13 protein-coding genes and 3 pseudogenes are annotated in these 18,367 nt (G+C 60.5%); 4 read left to right on the top strand and 12 right to left on the bottom strand.

All coding sequences use genetic code 11. The features are described 5' to 3' along the window. Positions 1-44: 44 nt before the first annotated feature. The 10 genes from nodC to Amn_RS06115 form a co-directional block, all read right to left on the bottom strand. Positions 45-1,319 (bottom strand): chitooligosaccharide synthase NodC, encoded by a 1,275-nt coding sequence (gene nodC, locus Amn_RS06160; RefSeq protein WP_010913821.1) that lies wholly within the window; start codon positions 1,317-1,319, stop codon positions 45-47. 127 nt (positions 1,320-1,446) lie between these two features. Next, a complete protein-coding gene (locus Amn_RS06155; protein WP_044549143.1) occupies positions 1,447-2,040 on the bottom strand; it encodes a NodA family N-acyltransferase in 594 nt (197 codons plus the stop codon). Between the two features lie 851 nt (positions 2,041-2,891). Continuing rightward, positions 2,892-4,367 (bottom strand): group II intron reverse transcriptase/maturase, encoded by a 1,476-nt coding sequence (gene ltrA / locus Amn_RS06150; RefSeq protein ID WP_286295180.1) that lies wholly within the window; start codon positions 4,365-4,367, stop codon positions 2,892-2,894. Between the two features lie 835 nt (positions 4,368-5,202). After that, positions 5,203-5,808: a nodulation methyltransferase NodS gene (gene nodS, locus Amn_RS06145; RefSeq protein ID WP_286295178.1), complete on the bottom strand. Its 606-nt coding sequence runs from the start codon at positions 5,806-5,808 to the stop codon at positions 5,203-5,205. Between the two features lie 371 nt (positions 5,809-6,179). Then, positions 6,180-7,361: a 5-demethoxyubiquinol-8 5-hydroxylase UbiM gene (ubiM, locus tag Amn_RS06140; RefSeq protein ID WP_286295177.1), complete on the bottom strand. Its 1,182-nt coding sequence runs from the start codon at positions 7,359-7,361 to the stop codon at positions 6,180-6,182. A 418-nt stretch (positions 7,362-7,779) separates the two neighbouring features. Beyond that, positions 7,780-8,754, bottom strand: coding sequence for a hypothetical protein (locus Amn_RS06135; RefSeq protein ID WP_286295175.1), 975 nt, complete (start codon positions 8,752-8,754; stop codon positions 7,780-7,782). 244 nt (positions 8,755-8,998) lie between these two features. After that, a complete protein-coding gene (locus Amn_RS06130) occupies positions 8,999-9,718 on the bottom strand; it encodes a hypothetical protein (protein WP_286295174.1) in 720 nt (239 codons plus the stop codon). Between the two features lie 178 nt (positions 9,719-9,896). Next, entirely contained in the window at positions 9,897-10,730 is an 834-nt protein-coding gene (locus tag Amn_RS06125; protein WP_286295172.1) for a ParB/RepB/Spo0J family partition protein, read from the bottom strand. A 79-nt stretch (positions 10,731-10,809) separates the two neighbouring features. Continuing rightward, complete coding sequence (locus Amn_RS06120; protein WP_286295171.1) at positions 10,810-11,229, bottom strand: DUF2958 domain-containing protein; 420 nt, start codon at positions 11,227-11,229, stop codon at positions 10,810-10,812. Positions 11,230-11,435: 206 nt separating this feature from the next. Beyond that, positions 11,436-12,398, bottom strand: coding sequence for an ArdC family protein (locus Amn_RS06115; protein ID WP_286295170.1), 963 nt, complete (start codon positions 12,396-12,398; stop codon positions 11,436-11,438). 511 nt (positions 12,399-12,909) lie between these two features. Between Amn_RS06115 and Amn_RS06110 the strand changes: the two are divergent. The 4 genes and pseudogenes from Amn_RS06110 to Amn_RS06095 form a co-directional block, all read left to right on the top strand. Next, positions 12,910-13,537 (top strand): annotated as a pseudogene (locus tag Amn_RS06110) (aldehyde dehydrogenase family protein); the annotation flags it as partial. Between the two features lie 148 nt (positions 13,538-13,685). Beyond that, positions 13,686-14,122: pseudogene (locus Amn_RS06105) on the top strand (transposase); the annotation flags it as partial. A gap of 308 nt (positions 14,123-14,430) precedes the next feature. After that, positions 14,431-15,402 (top strand): glycosyltransferase family 10 domain-containing protein, encoded by a 972-nt coding sequence (locus Amn_RS06100; RefSeq protein ID WP_286295169.1) that lies wholly within the window; start codon positions 14,431-14,433, stop codon positions 15,400-15,402. A gap of 202 nt (positions 15,403-15,604) precedes the next feature. After that, positions 15,605-16,513, top strand: a pseudogene (locus Amn_RS06095) (IS630 family transposase); the annotation flags it as partial. 76 nt (positions 16,514-16,589) lie between these two features. Here Amn_RS06095 and Amn_RS06090 read toward each other — a convergent pair. Further along, positions 16,590-16,961, bottom strand: a complete 372-nt coding sequence (locus Amn_RS06090) for a hypothetical protein (RefSeq protein ID WP_044549118.1) — start codon at positions 16,959-16,961, stop codon at positions 16,590-16,592. Positions 16,962-17,016: 55 nt separating this feature from the next. Then, positions 17,017-18,237, bottom strand: coding sequence for an acyltransferase family protein (locus Amn_RS06085; RefSeq protein WP_286295167.1), 1,221 nt, complete (start codon positions 18,235-18,237; stop codon positions 17,017-17,019). Positions 18,238-18,367 lie beyond the last annotated feature (130 nt).

The following is an 18,367-nucleotide window of genomic DNA, read 5'->3' as shown; positions in this document are numbered from 1 at the left end:
GTTTCTGGTCCTGGCTCAAAACTCTTCTACCTGCGATCAAGTAACTATTGCTGTTCGCTGTAAGCGGCGTCAGATCCCACCAGGTTTGGCTTTGGAAGGGCGTCGCCGGTGTCTTGCACATTGGCCGCAGAGCTTCGCGACAACCAATCGCTGTTGCTTAATGTACACAGCGCGTATGCTTTCAAAGGTAGCAAGAGAAAGATGTTGATGAGTGTGTGGAGCGAGAACCCGAGAAATCGAAGTTGGCGCGCACGAAACGCTGCCACGCTGCAGCGAACTATAGTCATGGCTGCAATCATCAGGCATGCCGTCCAAGGCACAGTACCTGTCGTTACGAATTGCGCGAGCCCCGCCAGAATCGACAAAGAGAGCAATAATGGGCCAATATTCTGGCCAATCACGTCCAATGTGAGATAAATATTAAGGCCGCGCAGCAGTTGGAACGCCAGCAACGTGTCACGGAAAGTGCTCCGGGCCCAGCGAAGCTGTTGGCGCAGATAGGGACCCATGCTGTTGGGAACGACTGTTGCCGCGACGGCCTCCGGGACATACTCTGTTCGAAAGCCTGCTTTCAGCATCAGGATCGTAAGGTGGCGGTCCTCGCCGAAGTCGCTCGGCTTCCCTCGAAAGCGCTGCGTCTCGTACTGATCCAGCAGCGAAACAAGCGCGGATCGCCGGTACATGGCACACGGACCGCAGCAACACATGACGGCACCGAACCGAGCCTGCGCTGCCCGCTCTTCGTTGCAGGCGAGCCAGTATTCCATGTCGATCAACCGCGTCAGCCAAGTTTCACTGCGATTGCTAGCCGCCAACTGGCCCATGGCGGCGCCGACCGCTTGATCTTGCATCTTTAGCGCAAGCCTGGTGATGACGTCCGGGGCGAGTATCGTGTCCGAATCTACATTCAGCACCAAATCTCCGCACGAGCGGCGAATGGCGGCAATCTGCGCCTTGCGCTTTCCGACATTCTTTGGGAGCGCAACGAAGTTGAACCTCGGGTCGCCCGCGTATTCCTCGTGTACACCCACGAGGGCATCGCGGTTTGCAGAACCGTCATCAACAACATAGACCTGCAGTTTGCCGGCGTAGTCCTGACTTGCAATGGAAGCCAGGCAGTCCGAGAGGGTGCGAGGCGCCTCGTTGTAGCACGGGATAATGACATCGACGCTCGGCCAAGGCTCACCGCTGGGCGGGTCGCCCGAGGTCGGCGGTACGTTTGTAGGCAGGGTATAAAAGACCTGCGCGGTTTTATAGACGGTCGACAGCAGCGCGTAAGAGCAGATGGCAACAGTACTGGCTGAGGCAAATAGGTTCATGAGATGTCAGATTTTTCAGTGAATTTGAGGGAAGCGGGCGGATAGTAAAACCGCGGCCAATGCTGGAATCAGCTCGATCAACGCCATGGGGGCGGGTCGCGCTGACTGACGTCGTAGCGGGTGTCCTTCATAGCTCTGGACCGTTCCGATCGATCAAAGTGCCGGCCGGCCACTCGCTCATTGAGCGTCCAATTGGGAGCACCAGGACGAGTACGTTGTCGTCGACTCGCGTGGGAGGCAGATCGAGGTACACGTCCGGGTGGGTTGAACGCACGCGAACGCCCGACAAAATGTTCGCCAAGCCTTTGCGGCAGAACCTCGAAACATGGTTCCGGAGCGCGGGCCGCACCGAGCCGAACGCGAATGGAACGCCAAGCTGCTGCAGCACCGGATACATCACGCTGATCGAATGGGCGATTCCCAGCCCCTCAAGATCCGGACGCACCCCGTATAGACCGAGTTCAGCGACAAGCAGATCATCGTCGCCAACTTTGATGTATCGGCGCAGCAGGCCCAAGTGAGCCGCTACCCCGTGCACATCACGGCCGATTACGCGGAGCTCCGGCCTTGCACCGGCCCAACTTCGACCGCCTGCGAATTGCTTCCCATTAAAGGCTCCGGTCGGCTCATAGGTCTTCCGGAAGAACTCAGAGAGTTCGAGGTGATCGGGAAGCTGCAACTCATTTTCCCAGCATAACCTCCACTGCACGTCAGGGCGCATGCGAAGACTTCCTCTTTTTCGGGTTCTTTTGTGCACCTCACGCGGTAGAGCAATGGCGGTGCATGTCATGGGTCTATGAACGGCCCTCCCGGAATGGTAAAATTGATTGTTTAGATCGCGAGCATCCACGCTATGGATGTTAAAACCATGCCTTTCAAAGCCTGATCTGAACCTTCTGGTCGTGCTCGATTGGCCCGATAAGCGGCGGCACCGATGGCAGCTGTCGGTGACACAACCTGATTCAAGAGCGGCCGCCAGCGCGTGGCTGCGCCCGTGCCGAAGCAGCGATCAAGTGGAGGACGGCCCGACTGTTAGGCGTCAGCAAACGCGGCGACCGTTGGCGCACGCGATGATGCATGGCGATCGCGCAGCTCTGGATCGCCGGCGGCAAACAGGTTCCGCGAAGCTCTATCGCGCTCGCCAACAGGAATCGTCTGGTCAATGCTTTCGAGTGTTGCCGGTCAACCGGACTGTCGGTGAAAGCACCTGGAGAGCGGGAAGGAGGGCGCGCCCGGATGGCGCTACTTCGAACGAATTGTTTGAGGTTTTGGCCGACTGGAACACACAGCTTGAGCACCTGAGGCCTGAAGTGCGCGAAGGAGCTGGCCCCTAAGTCTTCATTCCGTGCGAGGGATCAAAAATCGCCGCACACAGAAAGGCAGCCTAAGGAGCGTCAGCACTTGCGCCGGCCGAAGGGCCGGGACGCGGGACTGACTGCAACGACGAGATCGGTTAAAAGGGCAGCCGTAGGAGTGTCAGCATAGCGCCGCATAAGGCGATCGCGGTAGGGACGCTCATTGCTGAGCGCCCCCCGCACAGATCCGTACGTGCAGAATTCCCGCATACGGCTCCTACCTTGGGTGTTTGACGGCGAAGCGAATTGCCGGCCAGGGATGCAGGATTCTTGGTTTCGGAAGCCATTGCGCTGCGAGCTTTTCCACTCGGGACGTCGACGTCGTGTCCATCTGGCCACGGTGTCTCAGAGCCAGCTTCCAGAGGAAGATGACATGCTCCCGAAATGCCTGAAGTGATCGCAGATTGGCGGGCACCGCGTGATACTCATAGTATCCGCGGACGACCTGCCTGAGCCATTTCGCTTGTTCGCGAATTGGCTGGTTTCTCAACCATCGCAGCCGGTCCTTGATCTCCCGGAGCTTCGCCCTCATACGGTCGCGGCGGGACTTCCGCAGAAGCATGAAGTCTCCCCGCAGTGATTTGCCGCAGATATGGGTAAAGCCGAGAAAGTCGAAGGTTTCCGGTTTTCCAAGACCACGTTCCCGTCGGCGACTGGCCGCGTAGCGGCCAAACATTAACAGGCGCGTTTTCTCTGGGTGCAATGACAGAGAGAACTTCTCCAACCGTTCTCGCATCTCGATCTGGAACCGGTGTGCGTCAGCTTCTCGTTCGAAGCCCACCACGATGTCGTCCGCGTAGCGCACGATGATCATGTTGCCCATGGCTGACCGCTGTCGCCAGCGGTTCGCCCAAAGGTCGAAGACGTAGTGCAGGTAGAGGTTCGCGAGCAGTGGCGAAGCCACCGATCCCTGACCCGTTCCCTGTTCAGACGTCGTGACGATCCCTTCTTCCAGAACGCCCGCCTTCAGCCACTTCTGGATGAGACGGATGATACGCTGGTCGCCGATCCGATGGTTCAGGAACCTGACCAGCCATTCCTGACTGACCTGGTCGAAGAACTGCTGGATGTCAGCGTCCAGTATGAAGTTCACCTTTCGCTTTTCGATCCCGACCGCAAGTGCGTCCAGCGCATCGTGCTGGCCGCGTCCGGGCCGGAAACCATACGAGAACCCGAGGAAGTCTTCCTCGTAGATCGCGTTCAGCACCGCGACCGTCGCTCTTTGGACGATTTTATCCTCAAGGGCGGCGATGGCGAGCGGGCGTTGGCGGCCGTCCGGCTTTGGTATGTACTGCCGCCGTGCGGGGCTTGCCCGGTATGCACCTCTTTGAAGCCTATCGCGCAGATTCTCGATCAGGTGATCAAGGTCCGCTTCGTAGGCTCGCCATGTCAACCCGTCGACGCCGGGGGCTGCATCACGCCGTAGAGCGTAGAATGCCGTCCTCAACGTTTCGAGATTGAGATGGTGAAAGAGGTTGGTGAACCTCTCCTGCTTCCTAAGTCTTGCGACTTGCCGTATGCGGTCCAGCGCATGTGACACGCTTTCCCGGTCCTGTGCCCGGCGCGTGGTTTGCTGATCCGCATTTCCCTTGGTCGCTGCCCTTGGCTCCACCGACTCCGCAGCCGGTTCCCCGGCCTTGTTCGTCAGCTTCATAGCTACTACGGCAACGTCTGACTTCTCACGATCGTTCATCATCGGCTCATGCTTTCGCTTTCCCGATACGGACCAAGGAAGGTGATACCGCCTTGGTCAATCGTGAGATCTCCCGGTTCCCGAACAAGGAATTTCCGCACATGCCAGGTTCTACGACCACGCCGAGTTGGTCGGGCACTCGCAATAACGCGCCCTACCATGTTGCCTTCCGGAGCATCCACGCCGTCGGCACTCGAGATTAGGTCCCTTACGCGGCTCAATGGCTGGCCTGTGCTTTCTCCTACCGACGCTTCACCAACGACCTCGCGGGCGTTGGCGCACGGCTCGGAGCCAATGTGGATCGCTACTCCTTCACTGAAATGGACTTTCACCATTCTATTCCTTGCCGGTTTCTCCGGCGCTCGGACACGGGACCGACGGCCCCCGACGAGGAGTGCCGCTTTCCCGGCTAGGGATCGTCACCTACCTGGGCCGAAACACCTTTGAGGTTCGGTGGCGGCAGCCGTAGAGCCCGTCCCGCATAGGGAGCCATGCAAAATAAGGACTTCGCTTCATGTGGGCATCTATGGGTCATTTATTGGGTAAAGCCGTTACGCAAAATGGCAGAGGTGGGGAACGGTCACCCCGCCGCTTCCGAACCTGATGTCTGGACCGGAAAGGCTTCGGCCGACGTCTGGGGCCGTTGAGGTGGAAGCGGGCGAAAACCCCTCGAGGCTCGCGGCGCTGAACATCGAGCCGCATGAAGAAGCCGGATGTAGTCAGCGGTTGTTACCATCAACCGGATCCAGCTACTTGTTGCATCGGGCGCTCTTATACGTCCGCATATTGGGTCAGCTTGACACCGCAGAAGCGCACAGTGTCTCCCAGTGTTTTATCAGGCAGCGGAAATCGGCTTTCGGAAGAGAGCCAGCAGGCAGTCTTCATTGATCGACGCGCCCCGGCACTCGATGCACTCGATCTCGGTCAACGATTCGTTCAGCATGGCGATGGTGGTCTCTGCACCAGCAGCGTGCCCCCAGCGTTGGCAATTGGCGTCACGTGCCGACCCGAAAACCAGCTGCCCGCCTGGCGCAAGCAGACCTACCAGGTTGCGGACTGCCGCGCGGATCTGAACGAGGTCTCCGACGTAGTAAAGAACCTCCGCAACGACGATCAGGTCGAACAGCTCATCACTCGAAAACTGTTGAACATCGGAAATTATCCAGCTGATGTGCGGCGTCTCCTTCATGCGTAAACGTGCTCGGGTAATCGCTGGCTCCACGACATCGATCACAGTGAGCCGCTGGCAAATGGGGGCTAGCCGCTCCGTAAAAGCGCCGGCAGCGCACCCGACTTCGAGCGCATTCGCGACTCGACCTTGCGCAAGTGACAACCGGAGAATTTGGGTGTGGCGCTCCCGGTCGAACGGGTTGCCATCGAGCCGCCATGGATCGTCTGCGGCCATTTCTCGATTCAGCAGTTCATGATCGATTTGGGTCAAATTCGCACCTAGCTAAGGCAGCAATCACCGGCGCTGCAAATGCCGTCAGATGTCGGTAGGGTCGGGACCGTACTGCGGGCCGAGGCAGTTGATTTCGGTCACGCTCCTAATTGGGTCCGCAGGATTGGCAAAATTGATTGTTTGGATGACAACCATCCACGCAGTGAACACATCGAAGGCGGAATTGGGCGTGGATTCGCACACACACGGCGATTGACACGTTGACGATCCGCGATGGAAGAGGCTCGCGGCATTCAGCAGCCCCGTCTTCATCAAGCTGATCCCGCGCAGCCGCGACCGCTCCCATCGAACCACACGCGCCCGCCTGCTACGACGCCGCACGCTGATGCTGACACTATGGTGACCGGGGTTCACCGCCTCAGCATGGCCGCAATGCCATGACGGACAAAGGGAAGATGTTGGCCGAGGCGCAGCCCCACATGCCTTGCAAGCCGTGCCGCCGGATGCTCGCTTGAGTAGAGTCCGACGAGGATATTCGTAGCATGGTAGAGCGGCGCCGCCGACAGGCGCAGTCGGCTTTCATATCTGTGGAGCATGTCGGGGTCGGCAATGTCGCGACGGTCGCGCCATGCGGTCTCTATACCCCGGGCGAGCTGCTTCTGGCCGCCAAGGCCGATGTTGAAGCCATGCGCGGTCACCGGGTGCATGCCGATGGCAGCGTCGCCGATCAATGCGAAGCTCGGCGCCCGGAACCTGTGCGCCCAGGTCGTGGCCAACGGATAGATATAGCGTTGGCTTGCCAGGCTCATGTTGCCGAGGCGCCCTCGACAGCGCTTTGTCAACTCCCTCAGGAACAACTCGTCGTCGAGGGCAAGCAGTCCGTCGGCCTCGTTTGAGGGCAAAGTCAAAAGCAGCGACGACACGCCTTGCGCGAGCGGCAACATCGCCACCGTCTGATGGTGATCGAACCATTCGATCGCAATCTGGTGGTGGTGGCGCTCGTGCCTCACCCGGCAAATCAGCATCGAGTTGCCAAGCCGATTGATATCGGCGCCGATGCCGAGCAGATTGCGGGTGGCGGAAAAACGCGAATCGGCTGCAACGAGAAGCCGAGCGCTCAGCTGCCTGCCATTGGAGAGCGTTATCACTGCTCCTTGACGGCTGTTTGTTGCACGCACGACCGAGTGGCCGCACAGCAGCCGGGCATGGCCCCGCAAGCGGATGATCTTGAACAGGGCATCGCGGATCTGGCAATTCGGGACCAGAACGCCCAGGGGTTCCGCGGATCCGGCGGGGGCATCGAAACACAACGCAAACGGGCTCGATCCGTTGAGGACGCGTGCGCCTTGAAGCGGTGACTTGTCCGAAGCGGAGATAACATCCCAGGCGCCGAGCTCGCGAAGGATTCCAATCGAGGCGTGGGTGAGCGCGATCTCGCGACCGTCGAAAGCCGGACTTGCCAGTCTTTCCAGGGACTGCCCTTCGACAACCGCCAGTTTGAGCTGGCTATGGGCAAGCGATGCGGCGAAGGAAAGTCCGACCGGCCCGGCGCCCACGACAATAATGTCGAAGCTGTCGTCACAGCCGGCCATCAGCGTGCCGCCAGCGCGTCGGTTCTCTTCGTGAGATGTTGGGGGAGTCGAGCCGCAGGTCGTGCATCGATTGCGCTGTGATCTATTGCCCGCATCGCCTCAAGCGCGGTTCTCACGTCGGTTCCTGGCTGGTGAAGCGTCATTTGCCTGCTGTATGATCTGGATTGTCAAGATGATGGGAGCGACGACCAGGCTGTCGGTCAGCCCATGCGTTTTCCCGTGAAGGACTGGGCGATCAAACCACGCCGACAAGGGCGTGGCCTTGATCTGGGTCAGTCGAGGCCCAACCGGCGTCAGATGACATCGATCCAATCCAGTCGTGCCAGCTGATCCCATGACGACGCCATGGCACCAGCCAGCCCAAGGGAGAACCAGGCGTCTGATCTGGGGAAGGCTGTTTTAAGGACTTTTTGCGAGATCAGCGAATAACCGGCTCGCCATGAAAGCGCCGGCGCGAGGGCGGGGAGACGCCGAAGCCGACTTCCATCATCAGCCGTGGCGTGCGCGAAGGCACGGTGCCCATATGGAAGCCGAACGGATCCTCGACGAAACCGAGACCGGCTTCGCCGGTCAGCGTGACCGGACTCTCGTCGCCATAGACCTTGAGAACCTCCTGCGCCGGATGGCCGACAAGCAGCGTCAGCTGATGCTTGATGGCGCGGCGGTTATGACTGCCACGGACATAGACATGCGGGCCGGTGCCCTCGTCGACCGGCGTCAGATAGAAGAAGAATTTCAGCATCCGCCAGTCATCGAGATCGAAATGATACTTGCCGAGCGAGGCACGGTTCTTGTCGGCGTCGGAAGCCTCGCTGGTCGGGAAGCTCCACCACACGCGTGTGGTGATCAATTTCGCCTGAGCGCCCAGATAATGCGCGGCGATGTCGAGCAGCAGCGGATCGTTCTGGATGGCGACCGCTGCCTTGCAGCCGAGGATGTGTTCGAAAAAGTGGCCGCTGAGCAAGGGGCGGCCGAAACGCTTCTCGGCCTCGGCATGGTCCTCAGCCATGAATTCGAGACGGCGATCGAAATTGCCGAAACAAGGCGTGTAGCGGGCGAAGGCGGCGATCTCCTTATGGATGGAAGTCGGCAGGACGAGCCCGCAAAACAGCCCGTCCGACCGCAGCGCCTCGACAATTTCCTGGCGATCGACGCCGGCAAACATCGTGTCGTGGGCTTTTTGCGACACGCGAACCGGCTTAGCCCCACGCCAGTGCATCCGGCGCGCCGGCATGGTGCGGGCGAGCACGAACATCGGCAGCCATGCTGGGTTCTCGCGAATGTCCGACAGATAGGTCGGAATGCGCACGGCGATGCGGCGCAGCACGCCGCCGTTTCGCGCGATGGCCTCGAGACTGGCGGCGCCGGATTTGTCAGGGCTCGAAAGGGTCATGAAGGGTCCTCAGCTATGAATGCAATATGATATCGACGAAGCATCGGTTCTCACTGCCTCGCCGCTGGTCCAAGCCCGATTCCCGCAACGGAAGAACGTGTAGCCGCGCGTCGGTTTTTGTGCAACGCACAATAGCCTTGCGCGTGGCACATGCTGTTCGGATCGCCGTGCGCATCAGCCAATATTCCAGCGGCAGGCAAACGAGGCGGCGGCACTTAAAAAGAGCCGCCGCCCGGCTTGGCACCTATTGGCGGACGAACAGCGGCTGCACGCTCGCCCATTGATCGGCGGTGCGGAAGCCGCCGCGTTTCGTGTAGCTTTCGACCGGGAATTTCATCCAGTTGGGCATCCAGTTGTCGGTTTTCTCGCGGCCGTTCTCGCCCGACAGGCAATCGCGGATGATCTTCTTTTGCGTCTTGACCTTCTCGGCGACATTGCCGTCGGCGACAGGCTTGCCGGCGAGGTCGGCCAGCATCGCATTGGCGATCTCCCTGTCGCGCAGCAGGTCGAAGAAGGCGTCGTCCGCTTGCCACCACGCGCCCATGTCGATGCCCAGATGGTTGCCGAGCGCCTCGACGACGGCGCTGCCGGCTTCGAGCGTCTCGGCCATGACAAGGCTGAGAACGCGCATGACGTCGTCGTCGCAAAGTGCCAGCAAACGGGCAAAGACTGCGGCAAGCGCAAAGGCGTCGCCATTGCCGCCGGCTATCGCGCCCTCCTCGTCGGCCTGCCCAAGCAGCGCCAGCACCGCGCGCCGTTTTTCGGCGAATGCGGCTTCGGCCCTGGACGCAGCAATGCTTGCCGCCACCGCTTCATTGGCGGTGCGCTGCGGCTCGACACGCACCTGCCACAGGCCCGAACCTGTGACGGCATGCGCCACCATCAGGCGCAGCGCGACACAAGGATGGTCGAGCATGGCGGTACGCACGGCACCGTGGCGGTGCAGATCGACATAGTTCTGCATCGGGCCGGTGAGTTCCGGTCGCGACGGCTTGGCGGGGGTTTCATCGTGCTCGCCGCCCTCGCCTTGCGCGCGGGCGCGGCGGGCTTCCTTGCGCGACAGCCAGCCCTCGTGGCATTCGACCGCGCCGCGATGCGAGACCGATATGAAGACCTTGCCGCCCTTCTTCCTCGGCGTCTTTTCATGGTCCCATGACTGGAAATGCTGCCCCGGGTTCGAGCACGGCCACCTCGGGCCAGCCGGCTTCCAGATAGGCGTCGCGTTTGGCGGCGATCGCCTCGTTCTGCTTTTGCCAGAACAGGTCGGCATCGGCGAAATAGCTGTCCTCACCGAACAGGTCGCAGACGATCAGGCCCGGATAGTCCTCGATGGGGAACAGCGCCACCTTGGTGGAAATCGACTGGCCGCCGAACAGCCATTGTTTCAATTGGTGGCCGCGCGGCGCGTATTGCTCGGGGTCGGCATAAAGCGCCAGCCAATCCTTCTGCTGCGCCTTGGAGGCCATGGTCAGATGGCGCGCCGTCTCGGCGTCGATGTCCTCGCGGCGATAGGCCTCGCGGATCTTGGGCAGAAGATCGCCGAGCGCCAGAATGCGTTTGACCAGAAGCTCGGTGACGCCGAAGGTGGCGGCGATATCTGGAATGGTGCGGCCTTCCCTCATCAGCCGCGAAAACGTCTCCCACTGCGACACCTCGTCGGGATCGAGCCGGGCGAAGTTTTCGATCAGCGAGGCCTCGAGCGCGTCGGCGTCGTCGCCGTCTTCCATGATGGCGCAGGGCAAGGCATTGCCCTGGCCGCGCTCGTCGGCGAGCGATTTGGCGGCGAAATAGCGGCGCCGGCCGGCGACGATCTCGAAGCTTTCCGGCGTGCCGTTGGGCCGCACCAAAAGCGGCACCAGGACGCCGCGCGAGCGAACCGACGGCAGGATGTCCGACACGTCGGGCGCGCGTTTGGAATGGCGCATGTTGAGCGCGGAAATGTTGAGCTTATCAAGCGGAATGTGGGCAAGTTGCATGGTTTGTCTCCTTCGTTGCGGGGTGGGATTGCCCCGCCGCAGAGGCTGCAAGCCGGCGCGGCGGGACGGTTTTCGCGCCCTAGCGGCGCGTCTGTTCCGCCGTGTCGGGCGGAAGCTTGGAATCGGCGTTGCCAAGGGCTTCTGCCGCCTGTCGCAGCAGCCGGTCGGCTTCGGTGATGTGGCCGGCGCTGTACGCTGCCTGGGCGTAGACGGAGAGCGGAAAGCGCGCCTTGAATCCAAGGTCGTGCTCGATGCCGAGGCCAAGCCGCCCCTTGACGCTTGCAAGCTCGGCAAGACTGACGCTGCCGAGTTCGGGGAAGCCGAAGCCGAGGTCGCAAAGGCCGAAAAGGGTGTCGCCGTCGGCGTCGAGTTCGGTGAGAAGCCAGGTCGCTGGGCCGGTAGGATCGAACAGTTTGACCACCGGGACATGGTCGGTTTCGGTGTCGGTTGCGCCATTGGCGAGCAGCCGGGCGCAAAGCTCGTCGGTGATCAGGATCATGGGAAAACTCCTCTCAAAACAGGTCGCGTTGATTTCTGGCGTCATCGAACAGCCCGATATCGAGCGGCTTTTGCGCCGCGCGTGGGCGCATCGGCGCGTCGGCCAAAAGGGCGAGGCGGTCGCGCGTGGTGGCTGGACACCGGGAATGAGCGTCTGCTCGCCTTGCGGCGTTGGCTCGGTCCGCAGGGTGTCGGGATCGCGCGCGCTCATGCCGCGATCTCGTCTTGTTGCGCGCCTTCGGCCTCGGCGTTGAAGCCCAGAAGAAAATCGGCGGCCTTGGAGGCAAGGCTGGCGGCGCGGAAGATGGCGCGATTGTCCTCGCGCAGCACCTTCAGCCATGTGCCGATATAGTCGGCATGGCGCACGGTCGGCTCGATGCCGAGGGTCGAGCAGACAAAGGCTGCGGTGATTTCGGCGACCAATTCCTCGCGCGCATAGGTCTTGGAACCGAAGGCGCCGGAGAGGTCGCGCGCCAGCCGTGCCGGGTGGCCGGTCCAGTGGCCAAGTTCGTGGAAGCAGGTGCGGTAATAGTCGATCTGCTGAAAGAATGCCGGCTGCGGCGGCACCTGAATGGAGTCGGTCCCCGGCATGTAGAAAGCGCGATCGCCGCCGATGCGGAAATCCGCGCCGCTTCCTCGAATAAGCGCCTCGGCCTGCGGGACGATCTCGCGTTCGGGCAACGGTTCGGCGTTGCCGTAAAGGTGCTCGGGCAGGCCGTCGCACTGCGCGACGTTGAAGACGGTGAAGCGCTTCAAATACGGCACCGCCTGCGGCTCGTCGCCGTCTGTCCTGGCGCGCTCCTTCTCGTTTTTGGGGACAAAGCGGTCGGCATGCACGATTGTGGTGCCGCGCTCGCCCTTCCTGACATTGCCGCCAAGGGCAAGCGCCTGCCGGAAGGTCAGCCAGTTCTGGCCGGGATAGCTGCGCTCGATGACGGCGCCCCACAGGATGAGGATGTTGATGCCGGAATAGCGGCGCCCGGTGGCCGCGTTGCTGGGCAGGCCGAGGTCGGCCTTTGCGCTGCCCCATGGCTTGACCCATGGCACGGTGCCGCGCTCCAGTTCGGCAATGATGCGGTCCGTGATCTCCTGATAAAGGCTGGCGCCCGGGCGCCCGCCCCTGCCCGCGCCAGCCTCTCGGCTGCCGGAACGCTGGTGTTTTGCACGCATCGTCTGGTCCTCCGCTCTTCAATCCCGCGCCTTTCCCCGGAAGCGGGGTGGGCGGCGAGACGCGACCGGAAAGGCCCGCCGTCGGAGGCGGACCGCATCCGAAGGACCGGAACGAAGAGGAGGACCCGAAGCGCAAGCGAAGGGTTGCGGGATGCCGCGGCGGGCCCAGAAGGGAGTGCCGCCCACCCCGCGCCGCCGGGAAAGGCCAACGAACCAACCGCGCCGGCCGATAGGCCGGCGACCGCCAGCAGCCGAAGGCTGCCCGCGCCAGGGGGCGAAGCCGGATGGCCGAGACCGCCTGAGCCTGGCGAAGAAAAAGCGGGCTCGGTTCACGAGCACCCGGCACGCGCCGTCAGGCGCGCGGGCGCCATCAAGTGCCGGCAGATTGCCGCTTGTCGCGGACGCCTGGATGCCATGCCTTGCGCTGCGGTTTTATCAGCTCGCAGGGCTCAACGCCCGGTGCCCCCGCCGGGCGTGCCTCTGTGCCAACCGCTGATGCTCCACCTGAAATCTGCATAGCTGTTCGTCTCTATGGACGCATGCCGGCACTCGGCACGCCGCCTGGCGAGCGAACTTTCGAGGGCTTGATCCATCCACTGGCGAAGTGTTGGCAGAGCTACCCGACATGGGCGCTGAGACGAGCACGGCGATCGACGAGGCTTATACGGCCCAGGCTGGATGGGCGGCGTTGACCGCCCGGGATCGCAGGGACATGCTCTGGCGCTGGCATCAATTGATCATCGACCACGCCGCCGACCTCGCTGCCATCCTCACAGCTGAGATGGGCAAGCCGCTTGCCGAAGCCAAGTCGGAGGTCTCGCATGCGGCGGCATATCTGCAATGGTATGCCAAAGAGGCCAACCGCATCTATGGCGAGACGATCTCCCCGCCCTCGACCGACCGGGCATGCTGGTGATCAAGCAGCCAGCCGGCGTTGTTGGCACGATCACGCTATGGAATTTCCCGGCTTCAATGGTGGCGCGCAAGATCTCACCGGCACTGGCGGCGGCTGCACCGTGATGTTGAAACCTGCCGAACAGACGCCGCTTGTTGCAGGCGCAATGTGCGCGGCCGGCTTTCCCGAAGGCGTCGTCAACCTGATCCATGCTTGCAAAGGCGATGCCGTCGGCCGCACGCTGATCAACCGATGAACTTGATCCACAGGCGCTTGAACCATGCGACGATGGCCTTGAGCCCTTTCGGCTGGGCGCCGCGCTTGAGAAGGCGTCATAGGCACGGCCGGCTTCGATCTGCTCGCGAGACATCTTGCCGGCCCAATGGATCGATGATGACTGCCTGCAGGAACTGCGCTGGATGTATGACCGGCGCGACCTTTCCGAAATGCGGCGCGACCTCGCCCAATGGCTGGCCAAGTGGGAGACGCGCTGCCCCAAGCTGTGCCAGTGGGCGGAGGACAACGTCGAGGAGACGCTCACCTTCAACCGGCTGCCACGCCAGCATCACAACAGCCTGAAGAGCGCCAACAGCCTGGAGCGGCTCAATCAGGAGATCAAGCGGCGCACCCATGTGGTGCGCATCTTTCCCAGCGCCGAGAACTGCCTGCGGCTCGTCCGCGCGCTCGCCGTCGAAACACACGAAAACTGCTGGAGGCGATTCGCTATCTCAACAGGGAGCACCTGGCCGAGCAAGGAGATGCCGCGCAAGCTGGAGGAGCCCAAGGCCTCCTGACGGCGGCGGGCGGGCTGGGCGCTTGCGTTACTTGAAGACGCCGCGCCTGACCCGCCAACACCGGCGACCGTGATCGCAAATTTGCAGAAGACTCTCGACAGAACTCCCAAACTGCATCAAAAATCGTCAGAGCTAGATTATGGAAGCCGATTGAGATGGAGGAGCAGGGGTTACAAGCATAGTTCTCTCAGACTTTTCGATATCGAAGGGCTTACCTGCGTACCGTTTAGCCATCGATTCCGATCGTTTTAGCTTCATCTCACGACGGGAATAGGCGCAGAGAGGTCTGATCCTGGTGCCGAAATTACTGCCGGCACCACCGAAGTGAAGGAGTCGAACTGCTTTGTCTAGCGCCAAATTGCTGACGGAACGTCCGGCGCCCATAGTTGCTGCCTGCCTCGATTCTTGGGGCGGTCTGGAAGACGCAATCCACCATCTCACTCCAAAGGGCAGCGGAATCTGGAACAATGTCGCTTTTGTACGCAAGACGTCCTTCACGCCGGATTGGCATATAATCTTTAACTCTCCTTCTGTTTTTGGACTTCCTGTTGATATCGAGGCGAGCCCGAACAGGACCATTTTTGCAATCGGCGAACCGCCGACGAAAGCTCATCGCGCCCTCCATCTTGGGCAGGGGGAAAATACCATCGTTCTGACGTCTGACGCAGAGCTGGTAGCTCGGCAGAATGCAGGGCGTCGATTCGTCTTGTCTCCACCTATCACTCGGTCTTGGTCTGTAAGAAAGACGTATGACCAACTTCTGGTCAGCGAAGTCGTTGACAAGCCGCGTCGGCTCTCATGGATTACCAGCAACATCGCCATGCTTAAAGGACATCGATATCGGCTGGCGTTTTTGGAACGGCTGAGAGGGGAGCTCGAGTTCGACCTGTTCGGCCGAGGCTTTCACCTGATTGGAGATAAATGGGACGCACTTGCACCTTACCGCTACAGTATAGCTTTTGAGAATACTAGAGCTGATTACTATTTTACAGAGAAGCTTATGGACTGCTTCGTTGCTGAAACAATGCCGATCTATTACGGCAGCCCGGCAATCACGAGGTTCTTTCCCCCGGACTCAATGGTTCTGATTGATCCAGAGGACAAGAATGTAATTCAAAAGATCCGAGAAATCATCGAATCGGACCTCTGGAAGGAACGTCGCGATGCAATACGAGAGGCGAAGCGGTTGGTACTTGAGAAGTACAATACATTTGCTTATCTCGCGGGCTTCATCGAAAGCGTTCAGGATAAGCCTTTGCCGCCTAAAGTTATGCACATCGGTACGCCTGCAGTCGATTTTGGGGTAGACGAATGAACTCCAAAGTTCATTCGCTTTGCGCGCGCCGGCGGTTGGTAGTCTGGCAGGGTCTGTACGGAACACGCGGCGGAGAATACCTCGAGCATCTTTTGATGAACACAGAGTCGGTTTGGGAATCACGCGATAGATCCTGTCTGATTCACTGTCCCGGTGATTTACGAGGATGTGATGATGACGAGGAGCCTAAGGGCGGTCCTTCGTGGGCGCGGGATTGCGGCCATTGAAGTCGGGGGTTTCGACGCGCGAGGCGACGCGTCGCTTCCGGATCGGTATTTCGACGGCCGGGAGTTGGTATCGCCGCTATCGCGAGACCGGCCAGATGGAAGCGCGCAAGCAGGGCCAGCCGTCGCGTTCGAAGCTCGATGCGCCCCTTCATTCTTGGCCTTATCGAGGACGCGCCGGACATCACGCTTGCTGAGATCGGGGAGCGCCTTGCCGCCGAGCGCGGCGTGCGGGCAGCGTCGTCCACGGTCCGGCTGTACCTCGACTGGCGCGGCATCACGTTTCAAAAGAAGACGGCGCACGCCGCCTCACAGCAGCGCCCCCAATGTTCTGCGCCGCCGCAGAACCTGGTTCGATGGCCAGCTCGATCTCGACCCCGAGAGGCTGATTTTCATCAATGAGACCGCAGCATCCACAAAGATGGCGCGGTTGCGTGGCCGCAGCCTGCGCGGCGAACGATTGTCGGGCGGCCGTTCCTCACGGCCATGGGAAGACCACCACATTCACGGCCGGCCTGCGGCTGGGCGGCTTGGCGGCGCTAATGCTGCTCGATGGCCCATGAATGGTTCTGCCTTCCTCGCCTACGCGCAGCAGGTCCGCGCACCCGAGCTTCGCCCCGGCGACATCGTGGTCGTGGACAACCTGCCCGCCCACAAGATCAGCGGCGTGCGCGAGGTGATCGAGAAGGTTGGCGCGGCTCCTGTTCCTGCCGCCGCTTCCCGACTTCAACCCGATCGAGATGGCTTTCTCGAAACTCCAGGCTCTCCTGAGAAAGGCTGCAACCCGAACCATCGACGAACTCTGGTCGGTCGTGGCCAACTGCCTCGCAGCTTTCACAGCCGAGGAATGCAGCCACTATTTCGAGGCAGACGGCTATGACCCGGAATACGTCGAATCTGCTCTAGCTGCGCAAGAGGGCCGAGACGGGCGCACGACATCGTACGCAACCCGGCTGCTGCTGATCAGGCGAACTGGGGAAGGCCGGGAACGGAATTGAGGACCTCGTCCACGAGTTCGTCGCCGGCATGTTCCTTGGCGAAGGCGATCATCTCGTTAGCAAGGCCGGCGATATTTCCCAGGCTGAGACCCTCGTTCATCAATTGCTGGCCGAAACCCACCACGCCGCCTCCGGCGAGGACGCTGCCGCCCTCTGCGTCCTCACCATCATGCTTCGCCACTAATTCCGAAGCTCCGGGAATGGCCTCGATCATGCGCGCAGCGGCACCGTCGGCTGCCTCGCGTTGCAGGAAACCCAGCATCATGCCAACGGCCTTGTCTGCGAGAGCCGGGTCGACGCCGACATTGGTGGCGATGCGTGATACGAATTCTTCCAAGGCAGGGCACCTTTCGTTTTATTGAGGTCAGAATGATTAGCTATGTTTGTCCCGCTCAAATGGTTGAGCGCAGCGCCAGTCTACGGCTCCGCAGTCTTACACAAAAACCTCTCAGGTATTGGTCCACCCTCTTGGCCACTTTCATGGACTTCACGTCTACAAGGCGCTGAAAAGGCACCGCAGCAATGATGGTGGTTACAAGTACAATGACGACAGTGCTACTAGCCGCAATGGCATGCCCCCATTGGATAGTCCAGAGATAGACAAAGCACCCGAGGGAACAAAGGATAGGGAAATGAAGAAGGTAGACCGAGAACGACAATCGACCCAGGAGTGGGAAAAAGTATGACGAGAAGGCTCGCTGAAGCGACGGAAGCGCGAGAACGCTAGCGACAAGGAAGGTTGCACCGACGCAGTGCATTGCGTCCTTCAGGGGATTAAAGTCGATTGGGGAGAGTTTGATGATCGGCTCATACAAGATGTCGTTTGAGAAGCCGCCAAGATAGATGGCAGCAAGAAAGATTGCGATCTTGGCTTTGTGAGACCATTTCGCTGGAGAAACGCGAGTCAGGAGGACGCCGACCCCGAACGACAAGGCGAAGGGCAGGTAAGCTATATGGACCGCAAAAGAGAGAGCCGCGGCAAAAACTGTGACGAGGGCGAAGGTGAACCACCTCGTAGCGAAGGCGAACATGAAGGCTAAGTATGAACCGACGAGCTCAATGGACATCGTCCAGAGTGGTGAATTGAGTTTGTTCTTACCGAGAAATAAGGACTCATATAGGGCCTCCTTGGCGATGTTCGCGGCCGTAATTGAGCTAGGGTAATACCAGGTCAGCCAGATCGAGCCCGTGAGTGGAGCAACTTCAAGATTTCTCATCAGCCCCATGGCAAAAATGGCACCGGCAAAAACGATTGAAGCCGCGATTGGAATGCCGAGGCGGGGTATCCGTCGGATTGCTCTGGATACAAGCACCGACGCATTTCCAGTGTCAGCAAAAGACTTGGTAAGGACGAAGCCGCTTAGAACGAAGAATACACAAACCGCAAAGCTTCCGTTGATAAGCATGCTGAGTGGGGGGAGAGTTAGAAGCTGAGCAGGCCATCCGATTTCTGGCCACGCTGCTTGCGCCAACGGGTACATGGTTTTGAATATCCCTGGCTCGACAGCGAAGAGGGCGTGAGACAAGAGGACGCCAACTGCAGCCAGCCCCCTCAACCCCTCTAAAGCAATAAAACGTTCAGATCCGGCCTGCCCCGCCGCCATTGCGTTCATGGATACTCTGCCCCTTATGATGCGCCGGTTTCGACTTGGTTCTTCCTACAAAGTCCACGCTCGTGAACGTGAGCTGGAAAGCACGGGACATTGGCTTTCCTGCGCTATGCAGCATCATGACGGATGGGTG

This window comes from Aminobacter sp. Y103A (assembly GCF_030294925.1).
Lineage (GTDB): Bacteria > Pseudomonadota > Alphaproteobacteria > Rhizobiales > Rhizobiaceae > Aminobacter > Aminobacter ciceronei.
This window is presented reverse-complemented; position numbering and strand designations above follow the sequence as displayed.